Genomic DNA, 13,692 nt, shown 5'->3' on the forward strand with positions numbered 1-13,692 from the left:
GGGCACGCACACCGCCGGGACCGTCGCACCACGCTGCACGCGGCAGTAGCGTGCGGCCACGCTCAGTGCGGCAGGAGCGGACGCTACCGCGTCCGCAGTGCGGCATGTCCGGATGAGTCTGGGATGGTCTACGAGGCCGTCAGGGGAAGCTCTGGGGTGCTCGGCCGAGGGTCACTGCGCAGGCGTCCATACGTCAGCACATCTACGCGCTCACCACCGACGAGGAACTTCTCCCGCTCGATGCCCTCCTGGACGAACCCTGCGGCGCGCGCAACGGCCCCGGAGGCGGGATTGTTGGCGCGATGCCCCAGCTCGAGACGTTCGATACCTCCGTCGCGCAGCGCCCAGTTGGCCACGGTCGCCGCGGCGCGCTTGGTCAGGCCGCGATGGCGGTGCGAATCGTGAGTCCAATACCAGAACCAGCCCAGTCGGTTTTCGTGGTCGACATTGAGCGCCACGACCCCAAGGAGCGAGCCGTCGGCATCCAAGGCGAAGGCGAAGGGGTTCTCGGAGAGATGCCGCGCATAGGTGGCGGCAGAGGCGAGATCGCGGACGTCACCTTGTCGCGACATGTCCTCCGCCTTGAAGGCTTCGAGGATCGCTTCGTCGTCGCTCGGCAGGACGTGGCGGAGCACCGCGGGAGGTCTCGTAGTCATCGGTTCTGAGGTTAACAAGCCCGCGGTCGACACAAGCTCTGCTCGCGGCAGTTCCGGATGGTTCGGCGGCTGCTACCAGGACGCGGACGCACCGCTCCTTCGTGAGCTGGGGGCGTGGTGCGGCGTTGTGCGGGGCGCGGGGGTGGGTGCACCATCGAGGGAGACGGTGCAGGGCGGTGGGCGGCTGATGATTCGGGCGTGGATGGCAGTGCTGGTCTCGGGCGTGTTGATTACCGGGTGCTCATCCGAGGGGCCGGTGACCTCGGACGCGGGTGCCGCAGCGTCGCAGCAGAACCAACCACTGGACTGCGAGGCCCCCCTCAGCGGGGCGAGCACGGCCGGAACCGCAACCCCGGTGTCTGTGCAAGCCCACCTTGAGAAGGCCACCCGGTCCACGTCCGGGGGCGTGGTGGTCGCGCTCGGCACCGCTCAGGGCGTGTTGCATTGCGCTGCCGGACGCGCGGACACAGCCGGTGCTCCGCTGAGCACCGACGACGTGTTTCGGATCGCTAGCGTCACCAAGACGTTCACCGCCGTTCTGGTGATGCAGCTGGTCGAGGAGGGACGCGTGAGCCTTGAGGACCAGGTGACGGACGTGCTGCCCGACCTGACGATGGCGAAGGGCGTGACGGTTCGACAGCTGCTCAACCATTCCAGCGGCCTGCCAGAGTTTCTCGACACCTCCTTCGAGCAGGCTGTGCGAGAGGACTTCGACCGCAGTTGGACCGCGGCCGAGGTCGTCGCACAGCTGGACAAGGGGGAGCGCGAGTTCGAACCGCCGGGCGCCCAGCACCGCTACTCCAACACGAATTACCTGGTGGCCGGGATGCTGGTGGAAGAGCTCACCGGACAATCCTTGTCAGAGGTCCTGCGGGCCCGCATTACCGAGCCGTTAGGCATGAGCCACACGGGGTTGGGGCCGGACCGGCCAGAACCGGTCACCGGCTTCGCCCCCGCGCTACCTGGCGGGAACACCGAGGGCTTTTCCTACCGGGCGTTGGAGAGCGCCGCAGGCGCTGCCGGCGGGATGGTCTCTACTGCAGCGGACCTTGTCACCTTTGCCACCGCCCTGGCCGATGGTCAACTGGTCTCTGCCGAAAGTCTGGCTGAGATGACCGAATTCTCCCTGGCCGAAGACGGGATGGGCGTCGGGTTGGGACTCATGCAGGACGAGGGCGGACTGATTCACCACGAAGGGCGGCTCGGCGGGTACGGATCGCTCATGATCCTGTCGTCCCCGAACAATGACGTGGTCGTCGTCCTCAGCAACGACATGTACGTCAACGTCGCCGGCCTCGCCGAAGATCTCATGCCCACCTCCTGAATCGCCGGAGAGCGGCACTAGCGGATGTTTCCGACGGCCATGTGAAGATTGGCAGCGGGATCTGGTGAGCCGGTTTCCTCAAGGTGTGCGTAGGACGCGTACGGGGTCGCGGGTGGCGGCGTAGAGGGCGGGCGGGACGGCGGCAGTGGCGGCGGCGAGGAGGGCGAGGGTGGCGGTGCCGGTCGTGAAGTCCCAGGGGGGTGTCGCGTCGAGTCGCCGGGTGAGCAGGATGCCGACGGCCGTGCCGAGGGCGGCGCCCACCGACGCCGGGAGGAGGGTGCGCAGGAGGACGAGGGTGATGATGGTGGTGCGGGTGGCGCCCAGTGCGCGGCGGCGGCCGAGGTCGGCGCGGCGCACGAGGACGTCGGCCAGGGTGACGATGGCCACGAGTAGCGCGCCGGCGCCGAGGACGCCGAGGAGCAGGGTGCGGCCGAAGAGGGCGAGGTCGCCGGTGACCTGGTCCTGCAGCTGGGCGAGGGAGACCGGGGAGGTGATGGTCAGCGCGTCCGGGGCGGGTGGGTCGATGAGCCGCAGCACCTGGGACTGGGTGACCTCGGCGGCGTCCGCGGTGGTGAGGACGACGTGCAGGGCGTCCAGGTCACGTCCCTCGGGTGCGGCGTACAGGACGCCGGTGGCGTAGTCGCCGAACGGTTCTCTGGGGGTGAAGGAGCCGACGACTGACCAGTCGTCGACGACGGTGGTGGAGGCCTGCGCGACCCACCCGACGGGGTAGTCCATCCCGAGGCGGTCCATCGCGGTCTGGGTGACGATCGCCTCACCGGGCCCGGGCCAGCGTCCGCCGGTCAGGGTCGCCACCGTGGACAGGTCGCCGTGTACGCCCCAGGCGGGGACCCGGGTGCCGCCCTGCCCGATGACGCCGTTGACCACGTCGATCGGGATGAGCGTGCCGACGGCGCGTTCGGCAGTGGACAGGCCGGTGGCCTGGTCGATCACGGTCGGGGACAGCAGGCCCTCGCCGCGGGCGTCGGCGACGACCAGGACGCGGGAGCCGGCCGAGTCCAACCGGGCCTGCAGCTGCTGCTCGGCGGCTGCGGTGCGCCCGACCGTGGCGATGGTAGCCGCGCACATCGTCGCCACGAGCAGCAGCACCAGGACGGTGGGCACCTTGGTCGCCCACGCCGTGGCCAGGGCCTCCCGGACCAGCAGCAGCGGCCTCACGAACGGCGCCCCCTTCTCGTGGGAGGTGTCATAGGGCGAGGACCTCGTCGGCGTGCTCGAGCACGAACGGGTCGTGCGTGGCCACCACGACCGTGCGGGCGGTGCCGCCGTCGCTGGCGGCGGCCGCTGACAGCGCCGCCAGGACACCTGTGGCGTTGTCCCGGTCCAGGTTGCCCGTGGGCTCGTCGGCCAGGACGACGGCGGGGTCGGTGACCAGGGCTCTTGCGACCGCGACGCGTTGGGCCTGCCCGCCGGAGACCTCCCCGGGTCGGTGGTCGGCGCGGGCACCGACGTCGAGCTGGTCCAGCAGCTCCTGCCCCCGCACCCGTGCGGCAGCCAGGGTCCAACCGGCGTAAAGGGCGGGTTCGAGCACAGAGTCCAGCACCGTGCGGGTGGGGTCAAGGGCGGAGTCCTGAAAGACGAAACCGACCCGGTGCGCCCGCACCCGTGAACGGGTCGCGTCCGCCGCCGAGGACACGTCCTGGCCGTCGAGGAGGACAGCCCCGCGGGTCGGGGTGAGCATCAGCCCGAGCACGTACAACAAGGTCGACTTGCCCCGCCCGGAGGGCCCGGTGACCGCGGTCAACGCGCCCGCGGTGAAGCTGTGCGACAGGCCGTCGAAGAGCTCCTCCCCGCCACGGGTGTAGGCAAAGGCCAGGTCACGTACCGCCAGCACGCACCCTCACCCGTCCTCGGTGGCCTCGGCGCCGTCAACCGGTGCCTGGGCGGGCTGAGGTCCTGGGGTGCCGTCGAGGACCTGGACGCGGGTGCCCGCCTCGATCCCGTCGACGACGGCGATGCCCTGCCCGGACCCGGTCACGGCCACGTCGACTTCGCCGGAGTCGGTGATCACGTAGGCGGTGCCGTCAGCACGGGTGCGGACCGCGGCGGCCGGGACCGTGGTGCCCTCCACCTGGGGCACGATCACGACCTCCGAGCGCAGCGTCACCTGTGCGTCGTTCGGCAGCACACCGCACTCACCGCCGCAGACCTCACCGCCGTCGGGGCCGGTGAGCTGGAACGTGGTTGAGCCGAACTCATCCAGTTCCGTCGACGCGATCACAGCGTCCCACGTGTGGTCCTCGTAGCTGATCTCCACCGTGGCCTCGGCCGGGATCAACCGTGCCTGGTCCTGCGTCACGACCAGGACGAACTCCCGGTCCCCGGTCGGCGCGAGCACAGCGTCCTCACCGCCGCCCAAGGTCTGACCGACCACGATGGCCTCGCCGAGCTGGACCACCGCGGGCAGGTCCGGTACCGCGATCAGCTCGCCCAGCGGCACCGTCCCGGTCTGCTCACGTCCTTCGGCCTTCTGCCAGGCTCGGACCGCCCGCAGCGTGCCCGGTCCGAACTCGCCGTCGGCCTCACCGTCCAGGTGGCCCTGGTCGATGAGCAGTACTTGCAGGGCGGTCACGTCCTCACCCTTAGCACCGGTGGCCAGGTCCCGCCAGAACGGCCCCTCGCCCTGCACCACACGCACGGGCGTGTCCCCGACGACGTACACGACGTCTCCCTGGTCCACCTCCCCCGGTGACACCCGTGTGACGACCCCGGTCAGGGTGTTCTGCGCAACGGGCACGGCCGGCTGCCGCAATGTCGACGACAACGGCAGAGACCGCCCCACCGACCCCTCAGTCGCCTCAGCCCACACCACCGCCTGGGACACCGGTTCCCCCTCGGCAGGAACTGTTGAGGTCAGCGTCGCACGAGAGGCCCACCAGCCCATTCCCGCCGCGGCCGCTACCAGGAGCAGGGCCAGCACGATCCCCAGCAACCGCCGCCCGCCCGACTCACCCATGCGACCCCCACCCGTCATACCGACCAGACCTCTCACCTTCGAAACGGTCACCGCACCCTACCCACGAACACGCAGGTCACGCCTACCAGGCACGCCGGATTGCCGGGTCACCGGGCCCGAGGCCCTAGGGGTAGAGCACCTCCTCCGGAGGACCGGGACAGACGCCGTAGAGCGCCTCGTCCATGGACGCGATCCGGCCTGTCTCGACCTCGGCCTGCGCCTGCTCGACGACCTGCTCCGCAGGCAACCACTGCGGGTTGGCGAGAAACACCTCACGCGTCGGCACCTCGCCCACATCCCAGCCCCGCTGCTCGAAACACGGCACCGTGTGCTCCACCCACCAGTCGTACAGGACCCCGAGCCGGTCGGCAGTCAGCGGCTGCGTGTACTTCTCCTCAACGGGGTACTGCTGCGTGCAGACGTAGTAGGCCAGGTTGAACGACTCTTCCTGGTCCGGTGGGATCTCGATGCCCTCGTCCGGCCCTGACTCGTCCCAGCCCGCGTCCCGCAGGCACGCCGTCCACACCTCCTGCGACTCCTGAGGAGTGATGAGACGAACGACGGCCACATCAGGAGGATCGGCCAGTCCTAGGTCCGCGGCCAGACGCTCACCCTCAGCTGCGCCATCCTGAGTTCCCGCCCGCGTAGGCACATCGACATGGGTCTCGGTCGCAACCGGTCCGTTCTGGGCACACGCGCCCAGGAAAAGGCCCGATGCCACCGCGACGGTGCTGCGCCGTCCGAGAAGAGGCATAATCGGACTTTACCTCCACGCAGCATCCCTTCGGCCACCGCTGGATCGCAGGAGGTTGCGATGCCAATCAGCAGGGACCCAACGCCGACTACGAGAAGAAGAGTGACAACCCAAGGATCAGGATGAGAGCCGCCCCCATCGGATTCGCCTGTCTCATGTGTCTGACGTCCTGCTCGCAGCCAGACACTGCGCCAGCGCCAGCGAACTCACAAGTCACTAGCGAGCCGATGACGCGGGAAGAGTACCTAACCGAGCTTGCGGGCATGTACAACATCGACGACCCGTCACAGGTCGACATCGTCCAGGAGATCACGCTCGACCAGGATGGGATGCGGCAACGCCAACAGTGTCTTGCCGACCGTGGCTGGCCAGTGACCCTCGAGGAAGGCGGGATGAGCATCGACGTCATTCCCGTCGAACAGCAGCAGGCACTCAACCTCGATCAGTACATCTGCGAGGCGGCATACCCAGTGGCTGCAAAGTACCAGAGCATAACTTTGGAGGAGCAGCAACGCCGGTGGTACCACTACCTCGTCAGCACCTACGTGCCCTGCGTCGAGGCCCTCGGATATGCGGTCACCGAGCCGCCCACGCTCGAGCGTTTTCTGGCCACCCAGACCACGGCGTGGCGGCCGGCGGCCGAAGTTGCCGACCAAACTCGAGACGACGGCACAGCGTTCCACACCATCGATGAACAATGCCCCCAATCCATGCCCGTCGAAATGCTCGAGCCTTAAGACACGAGCGCTGACAACCCGGCGACACGGAACAATCTTCACCCCATCATCGTCCCCCGCATGACGAGGCAAAGCAGACTTCAAGACAGGTCTTCGGGCCACAAGTTCACCCCCCGATCGACGCTCACCCAACGCACCGAAGACGCTTCTCAGCAAAGATTTCGCGCGCGGCCACCCATTGTCGCGCCCATGCCTGCGAGCGGGCGCCGCCAAGCGCCCGCTCATCGGCGGATCCGGTCTGTCACGAGCCTTTCGAAGCGCGCCGAGCTGCCTTGGGCCACTGGGACTGGGGGTGTCATCGTCCGGGACCGGCGGGATGGCGAGAAGTCATGTTGGCGGGGGCCCGCTCGGTCTCTGGACGTGTAGGCGTTGCGGGTGCCGCGTCCCTTGGCCGGGGTGGGCTGTCCGTGGGTGGAGCGATGACGGCGAGGCGGAAGCGCAGCGCCTGTGCCGGGCTGGAGGACACCAGGGGCTCGTTGGTGCTGCTGGCCTGGGCCAGGGCCTGGACGTCGTGGCCTTCGTCGTGCAGGTGCTGCATGACATGGGCCAGGGCCGGCCAGTCCTCCTGTGCGGTGAGGCGGGGATCCAGGCGGTCGGCGAGGGGAGCCCAGCGCTGTTCGGGGGTCTGCCGGGCGGCCGCGTCGAGCCGTGCACGCACGTCGCGGGCGTTGTCGAGCTGCTGGGTGGCGACCGCGTGCGGGTCGTCGTGCCAGGCGCGGACGGCCTGGTGCAGGGCGCGGCGGGTGGTCGCCTCGTCGGTGCCGAGCCGGTCGACGATCTCGGTGCAGGCGCGGTCCCAGCTGGACGGGTCGGCGGTGGCCAGCACCCGAGCCGCCGGCTCAAGCGCCTCGTCGACGGGCAGGTTGGTCAGCCGCTCTTCCAGCAGGAGGTCGGACAGGGGGGAGGAGCCCAGGATCGCGCCGGTCACAGCGTCGGCGCCCTGGTCGTGGAGCATGGCGGCGGGGTCGGTGCCTTCGGGCAGGGGTGCGGCGAAGGTGGGGACGTTGTGTTGGGCGAGGAGCCAGTGGGCCCGTTCGGCGGCCATGCGACCGGCGAGGTCGGCGTCGGTGGCCACGATGACCGGGCTGCCGAGCTGGGCGAGTTGCGCGGCCTGGTCTTCGGTGAGGGCGGTGCCCAGGGGAGCGAGGCCGGCGTACATGCCGCGGGTGGCGAGGGTGATGGCGTGGGCGTCCATCGGGCCCTCGACGAGCACCGGGGTGGCTCCGGCCTTGAGCAGGTCGGGGTCGGCGCCGTAGAGCTGGTGGCCCTTGGAGAACAGGGGGGTGGTGGGGGTGTTGAGGTACTTGGGACCGGCGTGCGGGGCGTCATCGGTAACGGAGGGGTTGCGGCGGCCGACGAACCCGAGCACCTGGCCGTTGGTGTCGGTGATGGGGAAGACGGCACGGTCGCGGAACCGGTCGATGAGGCGGCCGTCCTTGGTGGTGGTGGCCAGCCCGGTGGTTTGGAGCTCGGTGTCGGTGACGCCCTGGGCGCGCAGGTGGTCGGCCAGCCGGGTCCACCCGGCCGGGGCGTACCCGGGGCGGATGTGCGGGTGGCCGGCGACGTCCTGGCCGAACCGGCCGGCCAGGTAGTCGCGGGCCCAGCCACCTGCGGTCAGTTGCTGCTCGTAGTAGTGCAGCGCCATCGCGTTGACCTGCGCCAGCCGCTGTACCGAGACGGGCGACTCCTGCGCCTGCACCGCGCGGTCGTAGGCCCGCTGCAGGTCGGCATCGGTCGGGTCCAGCGGCCCCATGAGTCGGCGGTACTGCGCGGCCAGGGTCAAGCCAGCGTTCACCTCTGCCTGGTCCAGGTCGTCCTGCTGGTCGGAGTGGCTGCTGGCAGGGGCAGCTGCAGTCATGGTGTCGAGGTGCTGGCGGTACTCGGCGTCGGTGGCCTGCACCGAGACCGGGTGCGGGTCGACAGCGGCCAGCTCGAGGTCCTCCTCGTGGGGACCGACGGCCTGGTGCAGGTGGGTCGGGTCGACCAGGAGGGTGCTGATCGCCCAGGTCATGGCGGCGGCGTCGTCGACGTCAGCCCCCGGTGCGGGGGTGGTGGCGGCGAGGTCGTCCAGGGACCAGCCGCGTTGCAGTGCGTGGTCGACGGTGGTGACCAGCGCCGGCCACCAGGTGCTGGTCTGCATCGCCTGGGCCCGGTCGGCTCCGAGCTTGCTGGCCAGGGTCGGCACCCATGCGGTGGCCAGGAGCTGGTCGGGCCCGGCGGTGTTGTCCACGGACGGGGTCAGGTGCTCGGCGACGCGCCACCACAGCGCGGCCGCGGCGTGGTCGTCCGGCAGTGCCCGCGTGGCCGCGGCGTGCCGGACCAGGGCGGCGGCGTCGATCCCGGCCCGGGTGGCGGCGGCCAGGCGCTCGGCCAGGACCGGGACGAAGGAGTCCTTGACCGTCCCCGGCGCGACCTCGGACAGCAGCGGTCCCCACTCGGCCAGGGCGGGGGAGCGGTCGCCCTGGATCTGGGACCGCAGCTGGCGTTGGTAGGTCGCTGCGGCCTTGGAGGCGTGGGGTGGGCCGGTGGGGCGCAGGTCGGTGGCCTCGACCTGGTTCGCGGCCCGCCAGACGGCGACAGCTGCGAGGACGTCGTCAGCCGGGCGGGCAGTTCCTTGTGCCGCCCACTCGGGGGTGGCGGCGGTGACCGCGTGCTCGGCGACCTCGGTGACGAGGTCGGTGACGCGCTGGGCGCGGGCGGTCAGGTAGGGCCCCCAGGTCGGGTCGGCTGTCAGGGTGGCAGGGATGCCGGGGATCCACGGCAGGGGCCCGGAGGCGGTGTTGCGCATCCCGGTGTCGTCCAGGCGCCAGTCGAGCACGGCGGCGGGATCAGCAGCGGTGTCGACCTCCCGCGCGGTGACCGCGCCGGTCAGCACATGCACCGGGTCCTGCCCGCCGGCGGCGAGAAGGGTCAGGTGTGCCCGCAGGGTCGGCCACGCCGGCGCGTCGCTCATGCCGGGGACCAGGTGCTCGGCGGCCTCGTCGAGGCGCTGGAGGCGCTCGGTGCCGACCGTGGTGGCCGCGGCGGTGTAGAGCGCGTCGACGTACCTGGCGGTGGACTCACCGAGCAGGACGGACGGGTCGTCGGCCTCACGCAGCAGGGTGGAGGCCGAGGCCGGTGCCTCGTCCCGGGCCAGGATGGCCTCGAGCAGGTCGGTGGCGGTGCGCGGGCTGACCGTGTCCGGCTTGGCGGCGTCGTGCTCGTCGCCGGTGCCGACGACCTCCAGGTAGACGTGGTTGGCGTCCCGGCCGCGAGTCATCATCGTGTAGAGCTGCTGGCGCGACTCGGCCCCGGTGGCCAGGCCGTGTGTGACGTCGACCGACACTCCCTGGGCGGTGTGCACGGTGGAGGCATACCCGAGCTCCACCGATTCCCGTACGTAATGGGCCGGCAGGGCGATCTTGCGGGCGGTGCGAATGTGCTGCACGACCAGTGCCCCGGCCTCGTCGGTGTCCAGCACGGTCCACCGGTCACCGTTCTTGACCCAGTCCGTGGGTGCCGTCTGCAGGCGGCGGTCGTTGCGGCGGGTGATGACGGTGTCCCCGACCGAGGCGTGGTTGCCGTCGGACAGGGCGACCTCGTCGGCGGGCCGGGGAGCCCCGTCCAGGCGGTGATCGCGGGCCCGCTGGTTGAGCTCGGCGACAAGCTCCCGGGTGGGGGCGAGCATGATCGCGTCCTTGCCGTGCGCCCGGTCGGCCGACCAGGCACCGAAGACCTCTTCGGTCATGGTGGCCAGGTCCCCGACGTGCACCCGCCCGGCGTCGAGGTAGAACCCCAGCGCCGAGGGGCGTCCGTCGCGCAGCTCCAGGGAGGCGCCTCCCTCGGCCACCCCGGTGAAGCGCATCAGCTCAGTCAGGTGCAGAGCGCCGTGGGTGGCGCGGATGTCGCGCAGCACCCCACCGGCGCCGACCGCGGCCAGCTGCTGGTCGTCCCCGACCAGGCGCACCGAGGCGCCCCGGGAGGTGATGAACGCCACGGCTTTGTCCAGGGACAGGGTGTCGACCATCCCGGCCTCGTCGATGACCACCAGGGCCCGTTCGTCGATGTCCGTGGCCCACCGGGGCAGGTGCTCGGGGTCGTGCTCAAGGTGCCAGACCAGCTTGGCCAGGGTGTCGGCCTGGGTCTCGGCGTTCTCGCGCAGCACCGCGGCGGCCGCCGCGGAGGGGGCGAGCCCGACGACGGTGCCGCCGGAGGACTCCCAGGCACGGGCCAGGGCCCGCATGGCGGTGGTCTTGCCCGACCCGGCGGGCGCGATCGCCAGCTGGACCCGCGCCCCCGAGGTCGCCATGCCCTTGACCAGCGCTGCCTGCCCGGCGTTGAGGTGGACCCCGTTGGCGACCGATTCCAGCAGGGCCACGTCCACGTCGGCCTCGCTGGCACGGCGGCCGTCCGCGACCCCGGCAGCGGCGACCAGCCGCTGCTCGGCCTCCAGGACCGCGCTGGAGGTGAACAACTGAGAGCCGGCGACGGTGTAGACACTGGACCCGTCGGCCCGGCGCAGCAGTTCCGGCTCGACGATCGTGTCCGCCTTGGCCGACGTCATCGCCTTGCAACGTGTCAGCGCTGCCTGCGTGAGGTGCTCGACCAGGTCCTGGACCCGCTCCAGCGGGACGTCCGCAGCGCGGACGCGACGCTGGGCCTCGGCGCGCACGTGCCACACCTGCCAGGTGGACCGGGACCCATGCACGGTGTCCACCACCCGCGTCGCGGTCCTCTCCACCCACGCCTCGTCGACGGCCTCCCCGAACCCGTGGGTGCGAGCCCCGGACAGCGCCGCGTCCACCATCGAGGCCAGCGCGTCCTGGTCACCGAGCACGGTCAACGCCTCGACCCGCCACGTCTGTCGCTGCTCGGCCTCGGAGCGAGGTTCGTGCTTGGCATCGCGGGTCTCCAGGGTGGCCTGCTGCGCCAGATGGATCGACTCCACCGGGGTCGGTGGTCGGCCATGCTGAGCCTGGAACGCTTGGGCCAGCGCGCTGCACCGGGCCTGGATGCTGGCCCGGCGGGTCGACCAGGCCTGGTTGAGCCGGTCGTCGACGCCGACGATTTCGCGCACCGGCCGCTTGCGGGCCTCTGGCCCTGTGGCCGGGGTCCTCGGGGCGAAGGTGAGCCCGAGTGGACGCAGGTGCTTCTCCAGGGCCGTGTTGTACGCCTCGGAGGCGGAGACGGTCGCCTTGTGCAGCAGGCGGCTGTCGATCGAGAGCCACCGCCCGTCAGCCGCGGTTTGCACCTTATTCGCGACGGCGACGTGGGTGTGCAGGTCCGGGTCCCCGGCGCGGGAGTCGCGGTGGGTGAACGCCGCGGCGACCAAGCCACGCACGTCCACCTGCTGCACGCCGTCCTTGCCGGTTCGGGTGAACAGGGCGTGCTTCTCGATGTAGGCCAGGGCGTCGCGGACCGCGGCCTGGTGCGCGGCCTCGATCCGCAGGGCCAGGGGACGCTCGGCCACCGCCCACAGGGTGGAGACCGACTTCACGGGGGAGAAGGTCAGGTCGAACCCGGCGACGGCGGTGGTCCGCGGCCGGGACTGCTTGGCGATGAGCCCGGCCAGCTCCCGCTCGTCGAACGGCTCGCGGCCGTGCTCGACGCGGAACATCTCTAGGGCGACCTGGGTGCGGATGCTCGCGCGTTCCTCCACCGGAATGGGGTGGTCCACCGGCAGCCCGAGAGCTTTGTTGTGCTTCTCGAACCGGCGCGCCACCTCGATGCGGAACGGAGTCACGTCATCGCGGCCGCCGTACACCCGGAACGGACGGCCCAGGCTCTGTCCGTCCTGCAGCGGGTGCTCCCCGGTGCCGAACAGGCGGGTCATGTGCTCGGCGGTGACCTCCTGACCGGCGGCCAAGCCCTCGATCCCGGCCATACCGGCGCCGACCCACACCCCCGGAGCCTCACCCTTGGCGGTGTAGTAGCTGCCCAGTCCGCTGTGGCCGACCTCGGTGGCGTCCTGCCGGGCGACATGGCGGGTCAGATAGTCATACCCCGACCCGGCAGTCAGCCGGTGGATCGTCATCGCCATACCTATACAAAGCGGAGATTCGAGGCTCAGGGACTCATTCTCGGGCAACTTTTTGGTCTCGATCTGGGCACATCTCGACCCGGTGAACGGCCACGGCGCGAGTCGTGGGCGCACATGTTCTGTGGTGCGGTTCTGGGCAGGGTACTGGTGGACAGCCCTATCGGAACCAGTCCTTATAGCTGGCCCGAAGCAGGCGACGCCCCGCAGGTCAGGCGCCCGGAATGGGAGGCGTCACGCTCCGTCGTTCGGCGCTTCGTAGGGTCCCGGTTTGTCAGAGTCCGAATGCGCCGCCGCTGACGAGGATGGCTATGCCGAGGCCGATCAGGACGATCGGGAAGAGCACGTGTTCCCATCGCTCGAGCACCTCGGCGATAGGCCTGCGGGTGGCGACATACCTGGCGAGAAGGACCAGCACGCCGACGAGCAGCAGGAACACGACGCAGAAGATGACCACGGTTGCCGTGCTGACATTCAGGAACACCGGGACGTAGACGCCGATGTTGTCTCCGCCGTTGGCGAAGGTGACCGCGGCGACAGTCAGGATGCCGACCTTCTTGCCCTCGACCTTCTCGTCGTCGTCGTCACCGTCGCCTCGCCATGCCTGCCACGCCGCCCAGATACCGAGCGCCAGGGGGATGAGCCCGAAGTAGGGAATGGCGCTGGACGGCAGGACCAGCCCGGCCCCCCAGGCGACCAGCAGCGCAGCACCGAGGATCCCGACGAACCCCAGGTACTGCCCCAGCGCGATCCGGGTGGTGGTGCCTCGTTGGCCGGCGCCTCGGGCGAAGAACAGAGAAAGAATGATGATGTCATCGATGTTGGTGGCCATGAACAGCCCGATCGCCTGCAGGACCGTGGTGAGGATCACCGGCTGACCTCGCAGCCGGCGACGGGGCACTGCGGATCCAGGCACGGGGCGTCCTCGTTCACGGCGAGGGTCACCTCGACCAGCGCGAGCAGCGCGTTGGTGAGGTGCGGGTCGGCGATCGCGTAGAGGGTCTGTCGTCCCTGCGGTTCGGCCACGACGATGCCGCAGTCGCGCAGACAGGTCAGGTGGTTGGACACGTTGGGCCGCGTCAGGCCGAGGTCCTCGGCAAGTCCAGCGGGATAGGCAGGCCGTTCGAGCAGCGACAGCAGGATCCGAGCCCGCGTCGGATCTGCCAGGGCCCGGCCGATCCGATGCATCGCGTCCAGCCTGGAGGAAGTAGTCAGCACGGGCTGAACT

At 70.3% G+C, this 13,692-nt stretch carries 10 protein-coding genes; 2 read left to right on the plus strand and 8 right to left on the minus strand.

Going from position 1 to position 13,692, the window contains the following annotated elements:
• Positions 1 to 128: 128 nt before the first annotated feature.
• Complete coding sequence (locus tag ESZ52_RS01870) at positions 129 to 635, minus strand: GNAT family N-acetyltransferase (protein ID WP_238154318.1); 507 nt, start codon at positions 633 to 635, stop codon at positions 129 to 131.
• Between the two features lie 223 nt (positions 636 to 858).
• On the opposite strand from ESZ52_RS01870, the gene ESZ52_RS01875 reads away from it, so the two are divergent.
• Positions 859 to 1,980, plus strand: a complete 1,122-nt coding sequence (locus tag ESZ52_RS01875; protein ID WP_181009793.1) for a serine hydrolase domain-containing protein — start codon at positions 859 to 861, stop codon at positions 1,978 to 1,980.
• Between the two features lie 78 nt (positions 1,981 to 2,058).
• Here ESZ52_RS01875 and ESZ52_RS01880 read toward each other — a convergent pair whose 3' ends face one another.
• The 4 genes from ESZ52_RS01880 to ESZ52_RS01895 all read right to left on the minus strand — a co-directional run bounded on the left by ESZ52_RS01880 (position 2,059) and on the right by ESZ52_RS01895 (position 5,525).
• Positions 2,059 to 3,159, minus strand: coding sequence for an ABC transporter permease (locus tag ESZ52_RS01880; RefSeq protein ID WP_131103447.1), 1,101 nt, complete (start codon positions 3,157 to 3,159; stop codon positions 2,059 to 2,061).
• 28 nt (positions 3,160 to 3,187) lie between these two features.
• Positions 3,188 to 3,835 (minus strand): ABC transporter ATP-binding protein, encoded by a 648-nt coding sequence (locus tag ESZ52_RS01885; RefSeq protein WP_131103448.1) that lies wholly within the window; start codon positions 3,833 to 3,835, stop codon positions 3,188 to 3,190.
• A gap of 6 nt (positions 3,836 to 3,841) precedes the next feature.
• Entirely contained in the window at positions 3,842 to 4,957 is a 1,116-nt protein-coding gene (locus ESZ52_RS01890; protein WP_181009794.1) for a peptidoglycan-binding domain-containing protein, read from the minus strand.
• A gap of 124 nt (positions 4,958 to 5,081) precedes the next feature.
• Entirely contained in the window at positions 5,082 to 5,525 is a 444-nt protein-coding gene (locus ESZ52_RS01895) for a hypothetical protein (RefSeq protein ID WP_131103450.1), read from the minus strand.
• 449 nt (positions 5,526 to 5,974) lie between these two features.
• On the opposite strand from ESZ52_RS01895, the gene ESZ52_RS01900 reads away from it, so the two are divergent.
• Complete coding sequence (locus tag ESZ52_RS01900) at positions 5,975 to 6,448, plus strand: hypothetical protein (protein WP_131103451.1); 474 nt, start codon at positions 5,975 to 5,977, stop codon at positions 6,446 to 6,448.
• A 295-nt stretch (positions 6,449 to 6,743) separates the two neighbouring features.
• Here the strand turns inward: ESZ52_RS01900 and mobF are convergent, their stop codons facing one another.
• The 3 genes from mobF to cmtR form a co-directional block, all read right to left on the minus strand.
• A complete protein-coding gene (gene mobF / locus ESZ52_RS01905; protein ID WP_202865395.1) occupies positions 6,744 to 12,467 on the minus strand; it encodes a MobF family relaxase in 5,724 nt (1,907 codons plus the stop codon).
• 271 nt (positions 12,468 to 12,738) lie between these two features.
• Positions 12,739 to 13,335: a cadmium resistance transporter gene (locus tag ESZ52_RS01910; protein WP_022921927.1), complete on the minus strand. Its 597-nt coding sequence runs from the start codon at positions 13,333 to 13,335 to the stop codon at positions 12,739 to 12,741.
• Positions 13,332 to 13,682 (minus strand): Cd(II)/Pb(II)-sensing metalloregulatory transcriptional regulator CmtR, encoded by a 351-nt coding sequence (cmtR, locus tag ESZ52_RS01915; RefSeq protein WP_029202581.1) that lies wholly within the window; start codon positions 13,680 to 13,682, stop codon positions 13,332 to 13,334. Before cmtR ends, ESZ52_RS01910 begins: the two co-directional genes overlap by 4 nt.
• Between the last annotated feature and the right edge of the window lie 10 nt (positions 13,683 to 13,692).

Source organism: Ornithinimicrobium sufpigmenti, from assembly GCF_004322775.1.
Classification (GTDB): Bacteria; Actinomycetota; Actinomycetes; order Actinomycetales; family Dermatophilaceae; genus Ornithinicoccus; species Ornithinicoccus sufpigmenti.